This window comes from Sphingomonas phoenicis, from assembly GCF_047238005.1.
Classification (GTDB): domain Bacteria; phylum Pseudomonadota; class Alphaproteobacteria; order Sphingomonadales; family Sphingomonadaceae; genus Sphingomonas.
Genome location: NZ_JBDFMC010000002.1, coordinates 1,017,385 through 1,039,197, shown reverse-complemented (window position 1 = coordinate 1,039,197; position 21,813 = coordinate 1,017,385). Strand labels below are relative to the sequence as shown.

General features: G+C 67.9%; 23 protein-coding genes. 9 read left to right on the top strand and 14 right to left on the bottom strand.

Features of this window, described 5'->3' with window-relative positions:
• Nucleotides 1–97 precede the first annotated feature (97 nt).
• Nucleotides 98–1,225: a molecular chaperone DnaJ gene (dnaJ, locus tag ABC319_RS06145; RefSeq protein ID WP_413069373.1), complete on the top strand. Its 1,128-nt coding sequence runs from the start codon at nt 98–100 to the stop codon at nt 1,223–1,225.
• Nucleotides 1,226–1,428: 203 nt separating this feature from the next.
• Entirely contained in the window at nt 1,429–1,869 is a 441-nt protein-coding gene (locus ABC319_RS06140; protein WP_413069372.1) for a DUF3291 domain-containing protein, read from the top strand.
• Nucleotides 1,870–2,262: 393 nt separating this feature from the next.
• Here ABC319_RS06140 and ABC319_RS06135 read toward each other — a convergent pair whose 3' ends face one another.
• From ABC319_RS06135 to purB, 3 genes are all read right to left on the bottom strand, one after another.
• The gene (locus tag ABC319_RS06135) at nt 2,263–2,487 is read right to left on the bottom strand and encodes a hypothetical protein (protein WP_413069371.1); all 225 of its coding nucleotides are present in this window, start codon (nt 2,485–2,487) and stop codon (nt 2,263–2,265) included.
• A 541-nt stretch (nt 2,488–3,028) separates the two neighbouring features.
• The gene (locus ABC319_RS06130; protein WP_413069370.1) at nt 3,029–3,223 is read right to left on the bottom strand and encodes a hypothetical protein; all 195 of its coding nucleotides are present in this window, start codon (nt 3,221–3,223) and stop codon (nt 3,029–3,031) included.
• A gap of 13 nt (nt 3,224–3,236) precedes the next feature.
• Complete coding sequence (gene purB, locus ABC319_RS06125; RefSeq protein WP_413069369.1) at nt 3,237–4,556, bottom strand: adenylosuccinate lyase; 1,320 nt, start codon at nt 4,554–4,556, stop codon at nt 3,237–3,239.
• Nucleotides 4,557–4,764: 208 nt separating this feature from the next.
• Here purB and ABC319_RS06120 point away from each other — a divergent pair, with 208 nt between their 5' ends.
• Nucleotides 4,765–5,223, top strand: coding sequence for an EF-hand domain-containing protein (locus ABC319_RS06120; protein WP_413069368.1), 459 nt, complete (start codon nt 4,765–4,767; stop codon nt 5,221–5,223).
• A gap of 98 nt (nt 5,224–5,321) precedes the next feature.
• On the opposite strand, the gene radC is transcribed toward ABC319_RS06120, so the two are convergent.
• Nucleotides 5,322–6,005, bottom strand: coding sequence for a RadC family protein (gene radC / locus ABC319_RS06115; protein WP_413069367.1), 684 nt, complete (start codon nt 6,003–6,005; stop codon nt 5,322–5,324).
• A gap of 90 nt (nt 6,006–6,095) precedes the next feature.
• Between radC and ABC319_RS06110 the strand changes: the two genes are divergently transcribed.
• The 4 genes from ABC319_RS06110 to ABC319_RS06095 all read left to right on the top strand — a co-directional run bounded on the left by ABC319_RS06110 (nt 6,096) and on the right by ABC319_RS06095 (nt 8,405).
• Nucleotides 6,096–6,434 (top strand): HesB/IscA family protein, encoded by a 339-nt coding sequence (locus ABC319_RS06110; RefSeq protein ID WP_413069366.1) that lies wholly within the window; start codon nt 6,096–6,098, stop codon nt 6,432–6,434.
• On the top strand, nt 6,434–7,204 hold the full coding sequence (xth, locus tag ABC319_RS06105; protein ID WP_413069365.1) for an exodeoxyribonuclease III: 771 nt from the start codon (nt 6,434–6,436) through the stop codon (nt 7,202–7,204). Before ABC319_RS06110 ends, xth begins: the two co-directional genes overlap by 1 nt.
• Complete coding sequence (locus ABC319_RS06100; protein WP_413069364.1) at nt 7,204–7,992, top strand: transporter; 789 nt, start codon at nt 7,204–7,206, stop codon at nt 7,990–7,992. The genes xth and ABC319_RS06100 overlap by 1 nt, the downstream gene beginning before the upstream one ends.
• 155 nt (nt 7,993–8,147) lie before the next feature.
• A complete protein-coding gene (locus ABC319_RS06095) occupies nt 8,148–8,405 on the top strand; it encodes a hypothetical protein (RefSeq protein ID WP_413069363.1) in 258 nt (85 codons plus the stop codon).
• Between the two features lie 82 nt (nt 8,406–8,487).
• On the opposite strand, the gene ABC319_RS06090 is transcribed toward ABC319_RS06095, so the two are convergent.
• The gene (locus tag ABC319_RS06090; RefSeq protein WP_413069362.1) at nt 8,488–9,639 is read right to left on the bottom strand and encodes an N-acetyltransferase; all 1,152 of its coding nucleotides are present in this window, start codon (nt 9,637–9,639) and stop codon (nt 8,488–8,490) included.
• Between the two features lie 134 nt (nt 9,640–9,773).
• On the opposite strand from ABC319_RS06090, the gene ABC319_RS06085 reads away from it, so the two are divergent.
• Entirely contained in the window at nt 9,774–10,853 is a 1,080-nt protein-coding gene (locus tag ABC319_RS06085; protein ID WP_413069361.1) for a fatty acid desaturase family protein, read from the top strand.
• Between the two features lie 295 nt (nt 10,854–11,148).
• Here ABC319_RS06085 and lptG read toward each other — a convergent pair whose 3' ends face one another.
• From lptG to ABC319_RS06040, 9 genes are all read right to left on the bottom strand, one after another.
• Nucleotides 11,149–12,240, bottom strand: coding sequence for an LPS export ABC transporter permease LptG (gene lptG, locus ABC319_RS06080; RefSeq protein ID WP_413071628.1), 1,092 nt, complete (start codon nt 12,238–12,240; stop codon nt 11,149–11,151).
• A 5-nt stretch (nt 12,241–12,245) separates the two neighbouring features.
• Nucleotides 12,246–13,445: an LPS export ABC transporter permease LptF gene (gene lptF, locus ABC319_RS06075; protein WP_413069360.1), complete on the bottom strand. Its 1,200-nt coding sequence runs from the start codon at nt 13,443–13,445 to the stop codon at nt 12,246–12,248.
• Nucleotides 13,446–13,502: 57 nt separating this feature from the next.
• The gene (locus tag ABC319_RS06070) at nt 13,503–15,371 is read right to left on the bottom strand and encodes an ATP-binding protein (RefSeq protein ID WP_413071627.1); all 1,869 of its coding nucleotides are present in this window, start codon (nt 15,369–15,371) and stop codon (nt 13,503–13,505) included.
• Between the two features lie 125 nt (nt 15,372–15,496).
• A complete protein-coding gene (gene spt / locus ABC319_RS06065; RefSeq protein WP_413069359.1) occupies nt 15,497–16,759 on the bottom strand; it encodes a serine palmitoyltransferase in 1,263 nt (420 codons plus the stop codon).
• Nucleotides 16,760–16,766: 7 nt separating this feature from the next.
• Nucleotides 16,767–17,012: an acyl carrier protein gene (locus ABC319_RS06060; protein WP_413069358.1), complete on the bottom strand. Its 246-nt coding sequence runs from the start codon at nt 17,010–17,012 to the stop codon at nt 16,767–16,769.
• Nucleotides 17,013–17,068: 56 nt separating this feature from the next.
• Nucleotides 17,069–17,962 carry an NAD-dependent epimerase/dehydratase family protein gene (locus tag ABC319_RS06055; protein ID WP_413069357.1) on the bottom strand — a complete coding sequence of 298 codons (894 nt, stop codon included), beginning with the start codon at nt 17,960–17,962 and terminating at the stop codon, nt 17,069–17,071.
• Nucleotides 17,959–19,062, bottom strand: a complete 1,104-nt coding sequence (gene proB, locus ABC319_RS06050; RefSeq protein ID WP_413071626.1) for a glutamate 5-kinase — start codon at nt 19,060–19,062, stop codon at nt 17,959–17,961. The genes ABC319_RS06055 and proB overlap by 4 nt, the downstream gene beginning before the upstream one ends.
• Before the next feature lie 39 nt (nt 19,063–19,101).
• Entirely contained in the window at nt 19,102–20,151 is a 1,050-nt protein-coding gene (gene obgE / locus ABC319_RS06045; protein WP_413069356.1) for a GTPase ObgE, read from the bottom strand.
• 9 nt (nt 20,152–20,160) lie between these two features.
• Nucleotides 20,161–20,757 carry a TetR/AcrR family transcriptional regulator gene (locus tag ABC319_RS06040; protein ID WP_413069355.1) on the bottom strand — a complete coding sequence of 199 codons (597 nt, stop codon included), beginning with the start codon at nt 20,755–20,757 and terminating at the stop codon, nt 20,161–20,163.
• A 70-nt stretch (nt 20,758–20,827) separates the two neighbouring features.
• Between ABC319_RS06040 and ABC319_RS06035 the strand changes: the two genes are divergently transcribed.
• Nucleotides 20,828–21,700, top strand: a complete 873-nt coding sequence (locus ABC319_RS06035) for a metal-dependent hydrolase (RefSeq protein ID WP_413069354.1) — start codon at nt 20,828–20,830, stop codon at nt 21,698–21,700.
• Nucleotides 21,701–21,813: the final 113 nt, after the last annotated feature.

The following is a 21,813-nucleotide window of genomic DNA, read 5'->3' as shown; positions in this document are numbered from 1 at the left end:
CCCTCCCGATCGTCATGCCGGCGCAGGCCGGCATCTCCCTCCAGCGGGGAGACTCCGGCCTCCGCCGGGGTGACGATCGGGAGCTGAAGGGCCTATCATGAGCACCCAGATCGACTATTACGAGCTGCTCGAATGCGAGCGGACCGCGGACGCCGGGACGATCAAGTCCTCGTACCGCAAGCTTGCGATGAAGTACCACCCGGACAAGAACGCGGGCTGCAAGGATTCGGAGGCCCGGTTCAAGGCGGTCTCCGAGGCGTACGACATCCTGAAGGATCCGCAGAAGCGGGCGGCCTATGATCGCTTCGGCCATGCCGCGTTCCAGAACGGCGGCCCGGGCGGCGGTCACGGCGCGCAGGATTTCGGCGGCTTCTCCGACATCTTCGAAAGCGTCTTCGGCGAGTTCATGGGCGGCGGCCGCGGTGGTGGGCGCCAGCAGGCGCGGCGCGGCGCCGACCTCCGCTACGACATGGACGTGTCGCTGGAAGAGGCGTTCCACGGCAAGGAGACGGAGATAACCGTCGACGTCTCTGCCGAATGCGACACCTGCCATGGCTCGGGCGCCAAGCCCGGCACCCATGCGGCCACCTGCCGCCAGTGTAACGGCCACGGCAAGGTCCGCGCGCAGCAGGGCTTCTTCGTGGTCGAGCGTGCCTGCCCGGTCTGTCAGGGATCCGGCCAGGTCATCGCCGATCCCTGCGGCGATTGCCGTGGTGAGGGTCGGGTCGAGAAGACCAAGACGCTCAGCGTGAACGTCCCCCCCGGTGTCGACGAGGGAACCCGCATCCGCCTGACCGGCGAGGGCGAGGCGGGGCCGCGCGGTGCGCCGGCCGGCGACCTCTACATCTTCCTCCACGTCAAGCGGCACGCGCTCTTCGAGCGGGAGGGGACGACGCTGTTCGCGCGCGCGCCGATCAGCTTCACCACCGCCGCGCTGGGCGGATCGCTCGCGATCCCCGGCCTCGACGGTCGCACGCACGAGGTAAGGATTCCCGCCGGCATCCAGTCGGGAAAGCAGCTCCGCCAGCGCGGAGCCGGCATGCCGGTGCTGCAGGGCAGGGGGCACGGCGACCTCGTCGTCCAGATCGAGGTCGAGACGCCGACCCGCCTGTCGACCCGCCAGCGCGAGCTGCTCGAACTGTTCCGCGAAACCGAGACCGGCGATGAATGCCCCGCCAGCCAGGGCTTCTTCTCGAAGCTGAAAGGTGTCTTCGCGGGCGAGTGACGTCGTGAGTTCGTCGTCCGGTTCTCACCGGCCGTCGCCGCGATATCGGCCGTTCCCCTCATCCTTCATCCCGGACTAGATCCGGGATCCCGCTTCCTCTCCTTCCGGGGAGGGAAGCGGGAGCAGCGTACCGGCGGCGAACGCGACTCCGCATTCACGCTCCGGCGCTTGTGCTCTGCCGGTACCCGCCGCATCACCGCGGAATGCCATTCGTCAGCATAACCCGCCTCCGCATTCGCTCGCTGCGGTTCATGCCCGCCTTTGCCGTCGATACCTGGCGCGCGCAGCGGCAGGTCGAGCGGGCGGTGGGTTTCCTCGGCGGGTCGTTGCTTGCCGATCGCAAGCTTACTTTCTGGACGATGACGCTGTGGCGTCAGCAGGCCGACATGCGCGCCTACATGACGAGCGGCGACCACCTGAAAACGATGCCGCGGCTGTTGCACTGGTGTGACGAGGCGAGCGTCGCCCACTGGGTTCAGGAGGGATCGTCACCGCCGGGCTGGGAAGAAGCCGATTGCCGCATGCGGGCGGAGGGCCGCCCGTCGAAGGTCCGTCATCCGGCACCTCATCATGCCGATCTCGATTTTGACCCGCCGAGGCTTTCGGGCGGGGTGCCGATCAGGGCAAAGCCGCGCTCGATTTGACGAGCGGGAATATCGATACGCAGCCGCCCAGTCCGCCCCCGTCAGGTGAAAGGCCCTGTCCTATTAGGGGGAGCGGTTGGGTTTGGGTCCGTTCCGCGGTTGCCGCGATGATGTGTGTGCCCCGGCCAACCCTCCCCAAAGACGAGGGACGGGAAATCAGCATTCTGTAAGAGCCGGCCGCCGACGGGGACCGTGCTGCCGCGCCCACGTCCTGTCGGGTAACCTTTTCGAGCTGGTTGCTCCCCGCAACGGCTGGTTGCCTCCGTCCGGCTGGGTTCGTCATACGGCATCCGATCACGCCGACATGCTCTTCGATGCGGGCATCGGCGAGTGCGACATATGCCTCGAAATGGCGGAAATCGCTTGTTTCCCTCCAAAGCGGGCGCTGCCGGGCTAACGCGGTGCCTGCACCGGCTCCCGTATGGTCCAAATCGTGAATGTGTCTTCACCGAACATCACGCCATGCTGCTGCTGATGCGCAGCACCGAGCATTTCCGTCATCCGCTCGCCCTGCATTTCTTGCATCGCGACATTCATGCTCTCTTTCGGCAGCCCCACTGGCATTGTGCCGGTCACCTCGCATCGGGTCGACCCGCAATAGGCGGACACGGTTTTCATCTGCGGGCCCATATAGGATATGCGCGCGATGCTCGACCTGAGGCTGGCTTCCGCCGCTGGCGCCCAGCTGCCGTCGCGTTTCTCCGCCCTCACCGATCGGGCAAAGGCAAGCGGATCGAAACTTCCCTCCAGTCCGTCGGGAAGCGGAGGCGGTTGGTCGGCGGAGCCGACGCCAGTTGGCGCGGCAATGGAGGGCCCTGCAGGAGGAGGGGCGGCTGACGACCGGGGGGCGGAGGCCGCAGCGGCGGGTGCGGGCCGATTGGTCCGCTCCGCTACCTTGGCGACCGTAATCGCCCCGGAATCATGTTGGGCCGGTGCCGAAGGCGCTCGCTCCAGGATCGCAGCGATGCCGAGGAGAAGGATGCTGGCTGCACCCGCGACGATCCATGAACGTCTCACGCGATTTCTCCCTGCCGGCTCTGGCAATGAAGTCGATCATGATCGCGTCGACCTGTCCATGGATGGGCAGGAAATGAATTTGTTGAGCGGCAGACCCCGCAGCCGCCCAGTCCGCCCCCGTCAGGGGGCGGTGGGCCGATGGTTAGAACGTGGTGACGACCACGCCGACCACCAGCGCCTGGGCCGCGAGAACCAGCATCGTGCTGGTCACGGTCTCGAACATGCGCATGGTAGGGTCTCCGATGCCGGCGACATATCCGGCAAGGGCGATATGGCGATCATGTCCGTTTGACGCAATTTTGTAACAGTCCATCACGATTGCATTTTGTGCATGCATCGCTGATCTGGCGTTACGCTTCTGCGCCGAACACCCGCGCGAAGATCGTGTCGACGTGCTTCAAATGATATTCCAGATCGAACTTCGCCTCGATCTCCGCCACCGGCAGTGCCGCCGTCACGTCCGCATCCGCCTTCAGCAGGTCGAGCAGCGACAGCGCGCCATCCGACTCCCACACCCGCATCGCGTTGCGCTGGACCAGCCGGTACGCATCCTCGCGGCTGACCCCCGCCTGGGTCAGTGCCAGCAGCACGCGCTGCGAGTGGACCAGCCCGCCCATCTGGTCGAGGTTCTTCTGCATCCGCGCGGGATAGACCAGCAGCTTGTCCATCACCCCGGTCAGCCGCGCCAGCGCGAAATCCAGCGTGATCGTCGCATCGGGGCCGATGTATCGCTCCACCGACGAATGGCTGATGTCGCGCTCGTGCCACAGGGCGACATTCTCCAGCGCCGGCGTCACATAGCCGCGCACCATCCGCGCCAGCCCGGTCAGGTTCTCGGTCAGCACCGGGTTGCGCTTGTGCGGCATCGCCGACGATCCCTTCTGCCCGGGCGAGAAATACTCCTCCGCCTCCAGCACCTCGGTGCGTTGCAGGTGGCGCACCTCGGTCGCCAGCCGCTCGATCGAACTGGCGATCACGCCCAGCGTGGCGAAGAACATCGCGTGCCGGTCGCGGGGGATCACCTGCGTCGAAACCGGCTCGACCGTCAGGCCCAGCTTGCCCGCGACATATTCCTCCACGAACGGGTCGATGTTGGCGAAGGTGCCGACCGCGCCGGATATCGCGCAGGTCGCGACATCGGCCCGCGCCGCGATCAGGCGCGTGCGGTTGCGATCGAACTCGGCATAGGCTTGCGCCAGCTTCAGCCCGAACGTCACCGGCTCGGCATGGATGCCGTGGCTGCGCCCGATCGTCGGCGTCAGCTTGTGCTCGATCGCGCGCCGCTTCAGCACGTCCAGCAACTTGTCCAGATCGGCGATCAGGATGTCCGCCGCCTGTGCCAGCTGTACCGCCAGACAGGTGTCGAGCACGTCGGAGCTGGTCATCCCCTGGTGCAGGAACCGTGCTTCAGGCCCGGTCCGTTCGGACACATGGGTCAGGAAGGCGATGACGTCGTGCTTGGTCTCCGCCTCGATCGCGTCGATCCGCGCCACGTCGAACGGCCCCGCCGCCGCATCGGCTTCCCAGATCCGCGCCGCCGCTTCCTTCGGTACGACGCCCAGTTCGGCCAGAGCGTCGGTCGCGTGCGCCTCGATCTGGAACCAGATCCGGAAGCGCGCCTCCGGCGTCCAGATTTCGGCCATGTCGGGGCGGGAATAGCGCGGAATCATCTCGGTCTCTCGTCCTGCTTTGGCCACGGGCCGTCGTGCGGCTCACTCGGGGCATGGGGTGAGCGGGCGTTAGCAGCATGGCGCGCGGCCTTCAAATCGGAACCGAATCAACCCATCTGTAGTTCTACCGAAGCATTTCACGACATCATCCCGGCGCCAACGACGAACAGTCTGCCGAGATGCTGTTGAAACTCAAAGGAGAGTTAAGATGATGAAGACGATCCTTCTCGCCGGCACCATGGCCATTGCTGCCCCCGCTCTTGCCCAGACGACGGCGCCAGTCGCCCCTGCTGGTCAGGATAGCACGATGACCACCGCACCCGCGCCGACAACTGCACCGCAGGCGGCACCGGTGGAGCCGGCCGCGCCGACAGCCCAATCGGCGGACGCGACCGCGGCACAGCTGCAGGCTGACAGCGCGCAGGTAGCCTCGGCGGTGGACACGCAGTTCGGCCAGTATGACAAGAACGCCGACGGGAAGCTCGACCGCGCCGAATTCACGTCGTGGATGGTCGCCCTGAAGACCGCGAGCGATCCGGCGACCAAGGCGGAGAGCGCCGAGACGAAGAAGTGGGTCGGCGCCGCCTTCGCCCAGGCGGACGTCAACAAGAACAAGTCCCTCGACAAGGCCGAGGTGACCGGGTTCCTGGCCCAGGGCCAGTCATGATCCGACCGCTGCGATAGCAGCGACGGCGCCGCCGGACTTCGGTTCGGCGGCGTTGCCGTGCCAGTCGTCCTCCACAAGATGGACTGTGCTCCGGACCCTCAGATCAGCCCCTGCGCCCGCATCGACGAATGCCCGTGCGCGCCGATGATCAGGTGATCGTGCACCGCGATCCCCATCCGCTTTCCCGCCTCGACGATTGATCGCGTCACATCGATGTCGGCGCGACTGGGGGAGGGGTCGCCGGAGGGGTGGTTGTGGACCAGGATGATCGCCGCCGATTGCAGCTCGATCGCCCGCCGGATCACTTCGCGCACATGCACCGCCGCCTCGTCCAGCGTGCCCTTGCTCATCACCTCGTCGCGGATCAGCACGTTGCGCGTGTTCAGGTGCAGCACCCGGAACCGCTCGACTCCGTGATGCGCCATGTCGGCGCGTAGATAATCGAGCAGCGCCTGCCAGTTGGCCAGCACCGGTCGGTCCGCCACCGCCGATTGCAGCAGCCGCACCGATGCCGCCTGCACGATCCGGATCGCCGCCGCCGCGCTCGGCCCGACGCCGTCGACCCGCATCAGGCTCTCCGCATCCGCCGCGAACAGCCCGCCCAGCCCGCCGAACTCCTTCAGCAACGCCTTCGCCATCGGCTTCGTATCGATCCGCGGGATCGCCAGCATCAGCAGATACTCGACCAGCTCATGCTCCAGCAGCCCGCCCGGTTCGGCGAGCAGCCGTCCGCGCAGCCGCTCGCGGTGGCCTGCGGTGCCGGAGGGATCGCTGTCGGCCATCGCCCGCCAGCCTAGATCGCCCGGCGCCGCGATCAAGCACCGATGCCGCGCCGCATTGCCGCATCCCGGCACACCGCCTATCTACTGCCCATGGCCACGCTAGCATCCGACGTCTCGCTGTCACCCGCCGCCGCCGCCCGCGTCGCGGCGATCGCCGCCCGCCAGGAGAAGCCCGCGATCCTGCGGCTCTCGGTCGATGGCGGCGGCTGTTCGGGGTTCCAGTACAAGTTCGGCCTGGCCGACGCGCCCGAGGGCGACGACGCGGTCGCGGAGACCGACGGTGTCCGCCTCGTCGTCGACAGCGTCAGCCTCGATCTCGTCCGCGGCTGCATGGTCGATTATGTCGAGTCGCTGGGTGGTGCCGCGTTCCGGGTGGAAAATCCGCAGGCGGCGTCCGGCTGCGGTTGCGGCACCAGCTTCGCGATCTGATGAAGATCGTCACCTACAACGTCAACGGCATCAAGGCCCGGCTGCCCCGCGTCGTCGAGTATCTGGCCGAGGATCAGCCCGACATCGTCTGCCTGCAGGAACTGAAATCGGCGGACGAGGGCTTCCCGCTCGCCGAGATCGAGGCCGCCGGCTACGGCGCCGTCTGGCACGGGCAGAAGGCCTGGAACGGCGTCGCCGTCCTCGCCCGCGGCAAGACCCCGGTCGAGCGTCACCGCGGCCTCGCCGGCGAGCCGGAGGACGAGCACAGCCGCTATCTGGAATGCGAGGTCGACGGGCTGGTCGTCGCCTCGCTCTACCTGCCCAACGGCAATCCGCGCCCCGGCCCGAAGTTCGACTACAAGCTGCGCTGGATGGACCGGCTCGCCGGGCGCGCGCGCGACATCCTGGCCGAGGAAGTGCCGGCGGTGCTGGCCGGTGACTACAACGTCATTCCCAACGACGACGACAGCTTCTCGGTCCGCGCAATGGCGGAGGATGCGCTGATGCAGCCCGAAAGTCGCGCTGCGTATCGCCGGCTGACCGCGCAGGGCTGGACCGACGCGTTGCGCACCCGCCATCCGAAGGGTGGGGTCTGGACCTTCTGGGATTATCAGGCCGGCGCGTGGCAGCGGGATGCCGGCTTCCGCATCGATCACCTGCTGCTCAGCCCGCAGGCGGCCGACCGGCTGGTCGATGCCGGCGTCGACAAGTCGTACCGGGCGCGCGAAAAGGCTAGCGATCACGCCCCCACCTGGGTCCGGCTGCGCTGATGCGCCATATGCCGGGCGCCGTCGCACTGGCGGTGCTGCTGGCCGCGCCGGCCACCGCGCGCGATCTGTGCGCCGAGCGGCCCGGCCTGGGCACCCCGGCCTGCACCGTTGAGTCCGGCCATCTTCAGGTCGAGACCGGTCTGGCCGACTGGACGCGTGAGCGCGACGATGGCGAGCGGATCGACACCATCCAGTTCGCCTTCACTGAATTGCGCTTCGGCGTGGGCGAGGCGACCGAGCTGCAACTCGCCTGGACACCCTATGGCCACCAGCGGCTGCGCGATGCCGCAGGCGGCGTCGATCGCGTCGGCAGGGCAGGGGACGTTCGACTCGCGGTGAAGCAGAACCTTGCCAATCCCGACGGCCACGGCCTGTCGGTGGCGCTGCTGCCCTTCGCGACGTTGCCGGTCGGCCGCCAGCCGATCGGTGCCGGCGACTGGGGCGCCGGACTGGTCGCGCCGGTGACCTGGGATCTGTCGGACGCCGTGCAGCTGGAATTCACGCCGGAGGTTGACGCCGCCGTCGACGAGGACGGATGGGGCCGGCATCTCGCCTATAGCGGCGTCGCCGGTGTCGAGTGGAATCCAGCGGAGGGGATCGAGTTGACCGCCGAGGTGCAGGCCCTGCGCGATCGCGATCCGGCCGGCCGCACCACCAGCTGGCTGGCCGGGTTGTCGGCCGGATGGCAGCCCAATCACCATCTCCAGTTCGACATCGGCGCCGCGGCCGGGCTCGACCACGATGCCCCCGGCCTGCGCGTCTATGGCGGTTTGGTGACATTGTTCTGATCCGCCGCCACCAATTGGCGGATTTCACCTGTATGTGGCGTGCTACTATAACACACCGTCAGGGCAAGTAGTTGATATCGCTGCTTTCATGCAGTTGGCACGGTCGGTGCAATGTCTCGGATGCGGAACAACCGCACCGATAGGGAGTGACCACCATGACTGCCAAGACCATCGTCCTGACCTCGTTCGCCGCCGCCATGATGCTGACGACCGCCGCCACCGCCGCCCCGGTCGACACCATTGTGGCCAACATCGGCAAGCCGGTGACGAAGACCTCGCGCATCGACAGCCCCGACCAGCGTTACTGCATCGTCAACGAGGTGACCGGCTCGCGCATCACGCATCGCGCGTGCAAGACGCTGTCCGGCTGGCAGGCGCAGGGCATCGATCCCCGCCAGCTGCCCCGCCGCTGACACCCCGACCGACACATGGCCCCGCGGCGGACGCCGTCGCGGGGCCCGTCCGATCGGGGGAAGATCGGTTCGACCGCTGCCGCTACAGCGTCCGCTCGTACACCTGATAGATCTTGTTGATCCGGCTATCCAGCGTATCGGCGATCGACCGCATCCCCTGATTGTCGTCCAGGATCCAGCCGATCTCGCCCCGCGTCGCGCCGTACCGCACCACCGACGCACGGCGGATGTACTCGATCATCATGAAGGCCAGCTGGCTCGCCATCCGCGACGATTGCAGTTCCTTCACCACCCCCATCAGCGGCACGCGCATCGTCCGCACCTGCGGCTTCCTCAGCCACAGCAGCAACTTGGCCCAGCCGAACGGCAGCAGCGATCCGTTCAACGGCCGGATCGCCTCGTTCAGGTCGGGCAGCGTGATCATGAACGCCACCGGCCGCCCGTCCAGTTCGGCGATGCGGATCAGGTCGTTGAACACGATCGGCTTCAGCTTGACGCCGACGTCCTTGATCTCGGGCGGGGTCAGCGGCACGAAGCCCCAATTGTCCGACCATGCATCGTTCAGGATGGCCAGGATGATCGCCGCCTCCTGGTCGAATTTCGACTTGTCGACGTCGCGGATGCGGATCCGCTCGTTCTTCTCGCCCGACTTGATGATCCGCTGCACGATGGGCGGGAATTCCCGATCGATGCGCAGGTCGTACGTCAGCAACTGCTTGACGGGGGCATAGCCTGCCGCCTCGATCCAGCCGCGATATTCGGGCTTGGCATGCCCCATCATAATCGTCGGCGAGTGGTCGTATCCCTCGATCAGCAGGCCCGGCTCTTCCCAGATCGACATGCTGATCGGGCCCAGCGCCCGCGTCATCCCCTCGTTGCGCAGCCATTCCTCCGCGGTCGCCAGCAACAGCTGGAACACGTCCTCGCGCTCAGCATCCATCAGGCCCCACTGGCCGACCCCGGGGCCGAAGCCCTGATCGGCCGGCATGGTCAGCGCCAAAGTGTCGATATGCGCGCTGATCCGCCCGACCACCCGGCCGTCCTGTTCCGCCAGGAACAACTGCGCCTTGGCGTGGCTGAACCAGCCGTTCTTCTCGGGCGTGATCAGCCCCAGCGCTTCCGACTTCAGCGGCGGCACCCAGTGGGGGTCGTCCGCGTACAGGCGAAACGGCAGTTCGACGAACGCCTTGCGATCCCGCTTCGTCAGCACCGGTCGGATCGTCACTGCGGCCATCGTCATCGCTCCCCAAACGCGTCTGCCCCGGCGATCTAAACGGCCCGGGCGATCATGGCGAGTGAGGATTCCGTCATTTGCCGCTGCTGTAAAAGCCACGCTGTCGCCACTATCTTGGGGCAATGGATACCGTCATGACCAGCACGATCACTCTCGATCGCGCCACCGCGGCGCGGCCTTCGCTGTCGCAGATCGCCGATGACCGGGCGATGCTGCGCGCCGCCGCCGATCTGACGCGCGATCTGTCGCGGCCGAACCCGGCCATCTACTGGGCCGATCTGCTCGGCTCGGCGGTGCTCGGTTACGGCGCGCTCGTTGTGGCGACGATGGCGACGTCCACTGCGGTGACGATAATCGCGGCGATCGTCGCGGTGCTCGGCCTCTATCGCGCGATGAGCTTCATCCACGAAGTCAGCCATATGAAGCATGCCAGCCTGCCGCACTTCCGCGCCGGCTGGAACGCGGTGGTCGGCGTGCCGATGCTGATCCCGTCCTTCATGTACGAGGGCGTTCACAACCTCCACCATGCCAAGACCCGCTACGGCACCGTCGAGGATCCCGAATATCTGCCGCTCGCGCTGATGAAGCCGTGGACCCTGCCGGTATTCATCGTCGTGTCGGCGCTCGCGCCGGTCGCGCTGCTGTTCCGCTTCGCGGTGCTGTCGCCGCTGTCGCTGCTGTCGCCGCGGCTGCGCAGGACCGTGGTCGAGCGTTACTCGGCCCTCGCCATCAATCCGCAATTCCGCCGCCGCATGCCGGAGGGTGATGCCAGGACGCTCTGGAACCGGATCGAGACCGCCGCAAGCATCTGGGCGATCGCCCTCGTGGCCCTTGCCGCGACCGGGGTACTGCCGCTGCGTGCGTTCCTCCTGATCCTCGGCATCGCGTCGGCCGTCGCGGTCCTCAACCAGGTCCGCACCCTCGTTGCGCATCTCTGGGAGAACGAAGGCGAGCCGATGAGCGTCACGGCGCAATATCTCGACACGGTCAACGTGCCGCCGCCGTCGCTGCTGCCCGGCCTCTGGGCACCGGTCGGCCTGCGCTACCATGCGCTGCACCACCTGATCCCCAGCGTCCCCTATCATGCGCTGGGGGAGGCGCATCGCCGCCTCACCGCCTTGCTGGAAGGGGATTCGCCCTATCACAAGGCCAGCTATTCGGGCTTGCCGGTGCTCGTCGGCCGCATCGCTCGCAGCACCATGCTCCGCCGCTGACCGCTGTCCTACATGGACGGATCGACGTAATTTCGGAATGTCCTCACCAGACACCATCTGTCCGTCATCCCGGACATGGTCCGGGATCCCGCCCTTTTCACCATCGTCGCCAGAGAGGAAGAAGCGAGGTCTCGGCCGGGCGCCTGCGCTGCTTCCTCCACCGATAGCGCACCACGCTGAACAGCCGGGAAACTCGATTTACGCCTTACCTTAGCCTTACCTTCCAGCCTCGACGCCCATCCGTCACCGCCCGCGCCGACATGATCCAGGCCTTACCTTAGCCTTACCTTCCGCCTTATTCCTCGGTCCGGAACAGCACCGCCTCACCGATCAGGAAGAACAGCAGGAACGGTGCCCAGGCCGCGAGAAACGGGGGATAAGCTCCCAGATTTCCCATCGCGAGCGCGAAATTGTCCGCAACGAAATAGGCGAAGCCCAGCGCCATGCCGATCACCGCCCGGACGAACAGCTTGCCCGATCGCGCGATGCCGAACGCCGCGACGGCGCCCAGCAGCGGCATCAGCACCGACGACAGCGGCCCCGACAGCTTGTGCCACAACGCACCCTCCAGCGCCTTGGTCGGCCGCCCCGATTCGGACAGGTCGTCGATCGCCGCTTCCAGCTGGTCGAACGGCAGCCCGTCGGGATCGACCGCGGCCAGCGTGAACTGGTCGGGCCGCACGCCGCGCGCCACCACCACCGATCCCAGCCGCATCAGCTTGCCGCTGGCCACGTCGAACCGGGTGGTGACGGGGCCGATCAGCCAGCCGTCGTCCTTGCGCTCGCCATGTTGCGCCCGGACGATCGACTGCAGGTTGCCACCGGCACGGTCGTACAGCGTCACCCCGCCCAGCCGGGCGCCGTTGCCGCGGCCGCTGATCTGGTCGACCTGGATCAGGTCGTCGCCGTCGCGTACCCACACGTTGCTCCGGTCGCCCCGGTCGATCGGCATCGGCCCGTAGTCGACCCGCTGCCACTGGGTCAGTGTCGCCGTCGCCCGTGCCACGATCCGCTCGTTGAACGCGAACGACAGCGCCGCCACCCCCAGGCTTGCGACGATCAGCGGCGCCAGCACCTGATGCGCCGACAGTCCGGCGGCCTTCAGCGCGATGACCTCGCTGTTCTGGTTCATCGTGATCAGGGTCAGGATGGTGCCCAGCAGGACCGAGAAGGGCAGGAACCGTGCGATGATCTGCGGCGTGCGCAGGCTGACATAGGTCCAGATCTGTCCCTGCCCGTTGCCCTTCACCGCCAGGATGTTGCCGCTCTCGCTCAGCAGGTCCAGCGCCTGCAGCACCAGCACCAGCGCGAACAGGATGGCGAAGGTCCTGACCAGGAACAGCCGCGCCGTGTAGATCGCGACGGTGCGCGACGGAAAGAAGCTCATGCCCTTCACGCCGTGGCCTCCGTCCGACGCCGCCCGGGCATGCGGCGGCCGATCGCCTTCGCCAGCTTGGCGAACCCGCGTTCCAGCCCGCCGATCGGCTGCCCGCCGGGGACATAGGCGATGACGTAGTACATCCGGATCACCAGCGCCGCGAAGATCGCGAACGGCACCCACAATGCGATCGCCGGGTCGACCTTGCCAAGCTCGCCCACGCTCTGCGCATACTCGTTCACCTTGTGGTAGGTGACGATCATCACGATCGCCAGGAACACGCCCAGGGCAGAGGTCGACCGCTTCTGCGGCACGCCCAGCGCCACCGCCAGCAGCGGCAGCAGGAACATCGACGCGACCTCCGCCAGGCGGAAATGGAACTCGGCCCGGCTGCTGTCGCGCTGCTGCTCGCTCATCGCCCCGTCGCGGCCCAGCTTGGCCAGCTCGGGCAGCGTGAACTCTAGGTTGCGACCACCGCGCTGGCGGAAGTTCTCGAACTTGGGCAGGTCGATCGGCAGGTCGTGCGACGTGAAGCCCAGCACCCTCGGCGTGCGGAAGCCGGGCTTGTCATGGACCAGTATGCCGTTGGTCAGGCGGAAATTGATGACGTTGGGATCGTCGGTCGCCATGAACCGGCCATGCTCGGCGGTCACGCCGATCCAGTCGTTCTTGGGCGTCTGGACATGGACGAAGATGCCCGACAGGTCGCGCCCGCTGTCGCGGCTCTGCTCGATCCGCATGGTCATGCGGCTGCCCATATGGGTGAACTCGCCGACCTTCACCGACGCGCCCAGCGCGCCGGTGCGCAGCTCGAAGCGCAGCTGCTCGTAGTAATAGCGCGCCTGCGGCTGGACGAAGCCGACGATGGCGATGTTGACCAGCGCCAGCCCGATCGCGAACATGTACGGAACCCGCAGCAGCCGGTTGTAGCTCATGCCGACGCCGCTCAGCACGTCCAGCTCCGACGACGTCGCCAGCCGGCGGAACGCCAGCAGGATGCCGAGCATCAGGCCGATCGGAATGCCCAGCCCCAGATACTCGGGCAGCAGGTTGGCCAGCATCCGCCACACCACGCTGATCGGTCCGCCCTGCGTCGCAACGAAGTCGAACAGCCGCAGCATGCGATCCAGCACGAGCAGCATCGCCGCGATGACCAATGTCGCGAACAGCGGCAAAGCGATCAGCCGCGCCATATAGCGGTCGATGGATTTCATGGCCGCAGCGGTAATGGGCACGCCCGCACGGCGCTAGCGGTAAAAAGCGAGCCGCTGCTACTCCGCCGCCAGCCGTTGCGGCGCCGGCTTGTGCTCCCGCATCGTCTCGACGATCGATCGCTCCAGCCGCGTCAGGGTGAACGGCTTGCGCAGCACATGGTAAGCGCCCAGATCGGCGGCGCTGTTCTCCCCGGCATAGCCCGTCACGAACAGCACCGCGACGTGCGGGAAATGCTCGCGCAGCCCGGCGACCATCTCCGGCCCGGTCTGGCGCGGCATCAGCACGTCGGACACCAGCAGGTTCACCTCGGGATGGTTCGCCAGCAGGGCAGGGGCCGCGTACGGATCGTCGCAGCCGATCGCCCGGTGGCCCAGTTCTTCCAGCGCGCCGACCGTCGCCGACAGCACGCGCGGATCGTCCTCGACGACCAGGATGTCCAGACCGGCGGCGCCCCGATCATCGGCGAAGGGCGCCTCGGTCGCGGGCACGGGCACCGCCGGCGCGGTGTCACGGGGCAGGTAGAGCGTCACCGTCGTGCCCCGATCGGGTGCGGTGTCGATGGTGATCTCGCCGGCCTGCCCGCGCACGAACGCAAAGATCTGGCTCAGCCCCAAACCGGTTCCCTTGCCCGCCTCCTTGGTGGTGTAGAACGGCTCGAACACCCGCTCGGCGACCTCGGGCGTCATGCCGCAGCCGTCGTCGGCCACGGCCAGCATCACGTAATCGCCCGCGGAACACTGTCCGATCTGCCCTTCGGCCAGGGTGCGCGTCGCTGTCAGCACCCGGATCGTCCCACGTCCGCCCAATGCGTCGCGCGCATTGACCGCCAGGTTCAGCACCACGTTTTCCAGCTGCACCCGGTCGGCCCGCACGCGCCATCCCGCCGCGTCGTTGCGAACGTCCAGCACGATGCCATCGCCCAGCGTACGGTCGAGCAGCTCCGACATCCCGGTGATCAGCTCCGCCGCGGCGATCGGCTCCGGCTTCAGCGTCTCTTCGCGACTGAACGCCAGCAGCCGCCGGGTCAGCGCGGCGGCGCGGTTCGCACCCTCGGTCGCATTGTCCAGGTGGCGCTGCGCCGTCACCGGATCCTGCGTCACATGCCGCCGCGCGAGCTCCAGCCCGCCCAGCACGACGGCCAGCATGTTGTTGAAGTCGTGCGCGATGCCGCCGGTCAGCTGGCCCACCGCCTCCATCTTCTGGACTTGGCGCAACGTCGCCTCACGCGCGCGCAGCTCGCTCGTCGCCTCCTCGACGGCCGTCGCCAGCGCCTGCGCCTGATCGCGGGCCGCGTCGGCATCCGCCCGGGCCAGCACCCGCTCGTTGACCGCGCGCACGCTCAGCCAGCCGAGCACGATGGCGCCCAGCACCAATAGCAGGCCGAACACGCCGAGCACGCTGGCGATCCGCGTCGATCTCGCGACCGACGCCGCCGCGGTCTGCACCCGGCTTTCCAGCAGGCGCCGCTCGCGCGAGATGATCTCGTCCAGTTCGCTGTTGATCGCGAGCAGCGCGCGGGCCTTGCTGGACTGATAATACCGGGCCCATGCCTGCGAATTGCGGCCATAGGTGGTCGAAAGGGCCGTGGTCGACAGATCCTCGCCCCGGGTGCGATAGGCCGCGCGCAGCCGCTCGATCGCGGGGTCCTGCGCCGCATTGTCGCTGGTCAGCTGGTCCAGCCGGTCGATCTGCGACGAGGCGAGTCGCCAGTCGTCGAAGTAGAGCTGCCCCATCGCCTTGTCGCCGGAGATGACGTAGCGGCCGAGCGACGCTTCCGATCGGGCGATCGTGCCGGCCAGCGAACGCGCCAGGATCATCACGTCGTAGCTGTGGCGCTGCAGTTCCAGCGCGTGGTCCCGCTCGCGATTGCTGCCACGCAGCGTCACGATCAACGCGATCAGCACGAGCCCTGCCAGCAGCGCCATCGCCACCAGCGATACCGTCTGCCACCGTGCGGCGCCCCCCGGCGCGTTCGTGTCGCCTTCTCGCTCCACACGACCGTCCTAGACCATTGACGTGGCCGAGGAAAGTCGTGCCTCCACCGTCACGATCAGGCGATTGCGCGGGTCAACCGCCCGGCAGCGGCGAACTTGTCGAGCACCGCGGCGATCTGCCCCGGCGTGTGTTCGGCGCAGATCGAGCAGCGCAGCAGGAAGGTGCCCGCCGGAGTCGCGGGGGGGCGGGCGACGTTGACGTACAGCCCGTTCTCCAGCAGCGACTGCCACATCGCGACCGCCTGTTCCTGATCGTCGAGGATCACGGCGACGATCGCGCTGTCGCAATGCTCGGTGCCGAGTTTGAAGCCGAGCGCCTTCAGCCCGCCGTGGAGCGTGCGGGCATTCTCCCAAAGCCGCGCCCGCTTTTCGCGCGCGGTCATCAGCTTGCGGATCGATGCCGCGGCGGTCGCGACGACCGAGGGCGGCAGGCTGGCGGTGAAGATGTACGGTCGGCAGGCGAGGCGGATCGCCTCGAACTTGGGATGGTTCGACACGCAGAAGCCGCCGACCGTCCCGACCGATTTGGAGAAGGTGCCGACGACGAAGTCGACCTCGTCCTCCAACCCCTGTGCCTCGTACACGCCGCGGCCGTTGGGGCCGTAGAAGCCCATCGAATGCGCCTCGTCCGACAGCACCATCGCGCCGTGCTTCCTGGCGACCGCGACCATCTCCTTCAGCGGGGCGACATCGCCCAGCATCGAATAGACGCCCTCGAGCACCACCAGCTTGGCGGGTTCCTTCGGCAGGCGCCCGAGCCGGCGGTCGAGATCGTCGACCGAATTGTGGCGGAAGCGAACGATTTCGGCATTGCCCTGCTGGCAACCGTCATAGATCGACGCGTGGCTGTCGGCGTCGAGGATGACGTACTCACCCTTTGCCGCCAAGGTCGAGATCATGCCCAGATTGGCCATGTACCCGGTCGAGAAGACGATCGCACCCGACATGCCATAGAAGTCGCGCAGCGCCTGTTCCGCCTCCATATGGTCGCGGAAGGTACCGTTCAGCATCCTGCTGCCGTTGGTGCCCGACCCGAACCGGTCGAGCGCGGCCTTGCCGGCGGCGATCACGTCGGGGTCGAACGTCATTCCCATATAGTTGTAGGTGCCGAGCAGGATCGTCTCGCGGCCCTTGATGACCGCCTCGGTCGGACTGCGCACCTCTTCCATCACGATCGCGAACGGATCGATCACGCCGCTGTCCATCAGCGCCTGCCGCTCGGCGATCAGGCCGTCGAACTTCGACATCAGGTCGCGCGCCGGGGCGGCACTGGCGGGAGAGGCAGGGAGGGTTTCCGCCTGCAGGCCGGTTTCGGTCATGTCGGGCTCAGTCGTCCTTCAGCTTGGCGACGGCATCGACCAGCTGGCCGATCGTCTCGATTTCCGCCTGCATGTTCATCGTGATGACGATGTCGAACTCGTCCTCGATCGCCGCGACGAAATCCATGACCGTCAGGCTGTCCCATTCCAGATCGCCCTGGAAAGTGGTCGCGTCGGTCAGGGCCACGCCCTTCTTGTTGAAGGGCTCGATCTGGCCGGCGACGGTGTCGAAGATGGCTTGGCGGTCACTCATCGGAATTCCTTGGCGGGAAAATGCGGCAGGCTTGCGGCTATAACAGGCCGTCCATGCTACAACAGCCCATTGGCGCGATACCAGTTGGCCGTGTCGGCTAATCCCCGTGGCGTCGGGATGGACGGTTGCCACAGCGCCGCCGGCGGTCGCTTGGCAGGGTCCACCGTCCAATCGGGATGGCAGAAATAGCTGACGCGGTCTGCGGTCAACCTGGCCCGGTCGCTGCGAAGACGCCGGTCGCCCCATGCGATCAGCGACAGCAGTGCGCGGGGCAGGTGCATCGGCAGCACGCGCTGGCCGACCGCTGCGCCGATCGCGCGGGCATAGCCGTCATGGGTCCAGCCGTCGCCGCCGTCATCGACCTCGTAGATCGTCCGCGGCGCATCGTGGATCGCCAGCCGGAGCAGCAGGCGTGCCAGATCGTCCACCGCGATCAGGGACAGCCGGCCCGGCGGGGGCAGGAACGCGAGGCCGCGCCTGGCCAGTCTGAAGAGGTCGAGCTGGTCGAGGTCGCCGGGGCCGTAGATGCCGGGCGGGCGGACGATCGTCCATGGCAGTGCCGATGCTTCCACCAGCCGCTCCGCCTCCGCTTTCGACCAGCCATAGTTGGAGAGCGCCGGCTCCCGCGCGGCAAGCGAGGAGACGTGGACGAACCGCTCCACGCCCTGGGCGGCGCGCAGGATCGCGCGTGTACCCTCCACATTGCCGGCGACGAAGCCGACCCGGTCGGGCGCGTTGACCACGCCGGCGACGTGCACCACCGCCTCCGCCCCAGCGACGAGCCGGTCTAGGGCCGCGGCGTCGTCGAGCGCGCCGGCCACCCACTCGACCTGCTCGGTCGGCGGCTGCGGGCGGCGGGCCAATGCCCTGATCCGGTGACCGGCCGCCGCCGCGTGCCGGATCAGCGCGCCGCCCACGAAGCCGGTGCCGCCGGTGATCGCCAGCATCATGTCAGCGCCAGGTGGCTGCGGTGGATGAGCGCGGCGCGGGGTGCATAGCCGAGGATCGCCGCATGTTCCTCGCTCCGGCGGCCGAGCAGGCGGCGCGCGTCGGCGGCGTCGTATTCGGCCAGGCCGCGCGCGACCGGCCCCGCCGGTCCGTGCACCGCGACCAGATCGCCGCGGGCGAAGTCGCCCTCCACCGCAGTCGCCCCCGCCGCCAGCAGGCTGCCCCCGCCGACCAGCGCTGCCGCGGCGCCGGCATCGACCCGGATCGTGCCGGCTGCCGTCAGTCCGCCGGACAACCATGCCTTGCGGGCGGTCGCGGTGCGCTCGGCGACGAACAGCGTGTGCGGCCGTTCGCCCGACAGCGGCGCATCGACCCGGCCGCTGGCGATCGCGAGCGGGATGCCGGCGCCGGTCGCGATGCGGGCGGCGGCGATCTTCGATACCATGCCCCCCGATCCCATGCCCGACGCTGAGCCGGCATCCGCCATCGCCGCCACCGCGTCGATCCGGTCGACACGGGGGATGTGGCGGGCACCGGGATTGCTCGTCGGGTTCGCGTCGTAGAGCCCGTCGACATCGGACAGCAGGATCACCCCGCTGGCCGCCGCCGCCTGTCCGACGCGGGCGGCGAGGCGGTCGTTGTCGCCGAAGCGGATCTCCTCGGTCGCGACGCTGTCGTTTTCGTTGATGATCGGCACGGTTCCGAGCGACAGCAGCCGGGCGAGCGTGGCGGCGGCGTTCAGATAGCGGCGCCGGTCCTCCAGATCGCCCAGCGTCACGAGCATCTGCGCCGCCGACAGGCCATGCGCGCCGAGCAGTTCCGCCCACGACTGGGCCAGCACGATCTGTCCTGTCGCAGCGGCGGCCTGCGCGTCCTCAAGGCTGGCGCGGCCGCCCTTCGCCAGGCCGAGGCGGCGCGCACCGAGCGCGATCGCGCCCGACGAGACGATCGCGACCTGCTGGCCTGCAGCGACGCGCGCGGCAACATCGCCGACCAGCGTCGCCAGCCACTCGCGCCGGACGGCGCCACCGGCATCGACGAGCAAGGCGGAGCCGACCTTGACGATCAGGCGCGGGCAGGTGGCCGGCGGGAACAGCTGCATCGCCGGCGTGTCAGCCATCGTCGCCGTTCCGTGCCCGGTCTACAGCGGCGACCATTCCACCTCGTCCTCCCCCTCGTCGTCGGGCTCGACGGCGGCGGTGCCGCTGTCGGGGATCGCCTCGATCAGGCGATCCAGCACCCAGTCGACCCCGGTCCCGCTCGCGCCCGAGATCGGGATCACGTCGGCGCCGGACGCCTCTGCAAGCTCGGCCGACAAAGCCTCGATCAGTTCGTCGTCCAGCATGTCGATCTTGTTGAGCGCGACGATGTGCGGCTTGTCGATCAGGCCCGCGCCGTACGCCTCCAGCTCGTCGCGGACGATGCGGTAGCTTTCGGCGACATCGTCGTCATTGGCGTCGACGAGGTGCAGCAGCACCCGGCATCGCTCGATATGGCCGAGGAAGCGGTCGCCGATGCCGGCGCCGTCCGCCGCACCCTCGATCAGGCCGGGGATGTCGGCGACGACGAACTCGCGCTGCTTGTGCCGAACGACGCCCAGCTGCGGACGGGTGGTGGTGAAGGCATATTCGCCGACCTTCGCCTGGGCGTTGGTGACGGCGTTGATGAAGGTCGACTTGCCGGCATTGGGCAGGCCGACCAGCCCGGCATCGGCGAGCAGCTTCAGCCGCAGCCACACCCACGCCTCCTCGCACGGCCAGCCGGTGCCGTGCTGGCGCGGCGTGCGGTTGGTCGAGGTCTTGTAGCTGGCATTGCCGCGCCCGCCATCGCCGCCGCGCAGGAATACCTCGCGCTGGCCGACGCGGGTGAAGTCGAGGAGCACGTCCTCCTTGTCCTCCGACAGGATCTGGGTGCCGACGGGGACCTTGATGAGCAGGTCGTCGCCGCCGCCGCCGGTGCGGTTGCTGCCCGATCCGCCATGGCCGCGGGGGGCGCGGAAATGCTGGGTGTAGCGGAAGTCGATCAGCGTGTTCAGCCCGGCCACGGCCTCGAACACGATGTCGCCGCCCTTGCCGCCGTTGCCGCCGTCGGGGCCGCCATATTCGATGAACTTCTCGCGCCGGAAGCTGACGGCGCCGGGGCCACCGGTGCCGGAGCGGACGAAGATCTTTGCCTGGTCGAGGAAATGCATCGCCGCCCCTTAGCCGCTGACGGCGTCCCCGTCACCCGGATGGGCACCGAGCAGGCCGGCGAGGGCCAGTTCGCGCGCCCGGGTCCGCGACAGGCCGAGCGCGCGCGCCATCGGCGCGCCGAGCAGCGCGTCGCCCAGCGCCAGCAGCACCAGCTGCAACGTCTCCTCCGCGATCGGCCGCTGGCCCAGCCCGGTGCCGGCGGCGAGCTGGTCGACCAGCCGGTGGATCGCCTGGAGGATGGGATCGAGCGCGTCGTGGTTGCCGGTCAGGATCATCCAGCTGGCGAGCGCCCCCGCCCCCTCGCGGTCGAAGGCGTCGAAGGTGAGATCGACGATCGCGCGCGGATCGCGGGTGCCGGCGCGCGCGGCCAGCACCGCCTCGCCGATCGTCGCGGTGATATCGGCCGCCATCCGCTCCGCCAATGCCCGCTGGAGCCCGGCGGCGGAGCCGAAATGATGGAGCAGATTGGCATGGGTGCGCCCGATCCGTGCTGCCACCGCCTTCAGCGTCACCCCCTGTGGCCCCGCCTCGATCAGCAGCGCGCGTGCGGCATCGAGCGCGGCGGTGCGCGATTCTTCGGGAGCAAGGCGGCGGCGCGTTGACATGGGAAACGGGGTGCCTTACTTACACGGCTGTCAATAAGCGGCCGCTGCTCCGGCGACCTTGGAGGATTTCATGGCGAAGGCAACCACTCCCGCCGATCTGACGATCACCCCGCGCGACGTACGCTTCGGGCGCGGCCAGCAGCTGAAGCGGTACTGGCTGAACGACGATCCGATCGCGACCGCCTTTTACAACGCGCTGTCGATCACCTTTCCCAAGGGCGAGGCGTATTTCTGCGAGAGCGTGAAGGCATTCCGCGAAGGTACGCCGCCCAAGCTGCACGGCGAGATCAGTGCGTTCGTAAAGCAGGAGGTGATCCACAGCCGCGAGCATGTCGCGTTCAACCGCCACGTCGTCGACCAGGGTTACGACGTGACCCTGCTGGAGCGGCACGTCGACGAGGCGCTGGCGCTGACCAAGGGACGCCACCCGATCGGCAACCTGGCCGCGACGATGGCGCTGGAACACTTCACCGCGATGATCGCGCACGAGCTGATCGCCAACCCGCGCCACCTGGCCGGCGGTGAGCCGCAGGCGGCCGGCCTGTGGCAGTGGCACGCCGCCGAGGAGATCGAGCACAAGGGCGTGGCGTACGACACTTGGCTGCACGCGACGCGCGACTGGTCGCGCTTGCGGCGTTGGAAGGTGAAGTCGCTGGTGATGTTGATCACGACGTGGAAATTCTATCAGGGCCGGCGCAAGGGCATGCTGGAACTGTTGCGGCAGGACGGGCTGACGGGGCCGCGGGTCTGGGCGAAGCTGGCCTGGTACGCGTTCGGCCGGCCCGGCATGGCGCGCAAGGTCGCGGGCGTGTGGCTCAGCTATTTCCTGCCCGGCTTCCATCCGTGGCAGCATGACGACCGGGCGCTGATCGCACTGGCGGAGAGCGAGTATGAGGATGCGCTTCTGCCCGGTGCGCGGAAGGTGGCGCCGCTGGCCGCCTGAGCGCGCGAATGTTGAGGAAGTTTCGGGTTGCGGGCGTTGGACGTGGCGAATGTTGCGAGTGTCCGGTGGGCGTTTAATTGTTTTCTTGCCGGTACTTGGACGAGCACACGGAG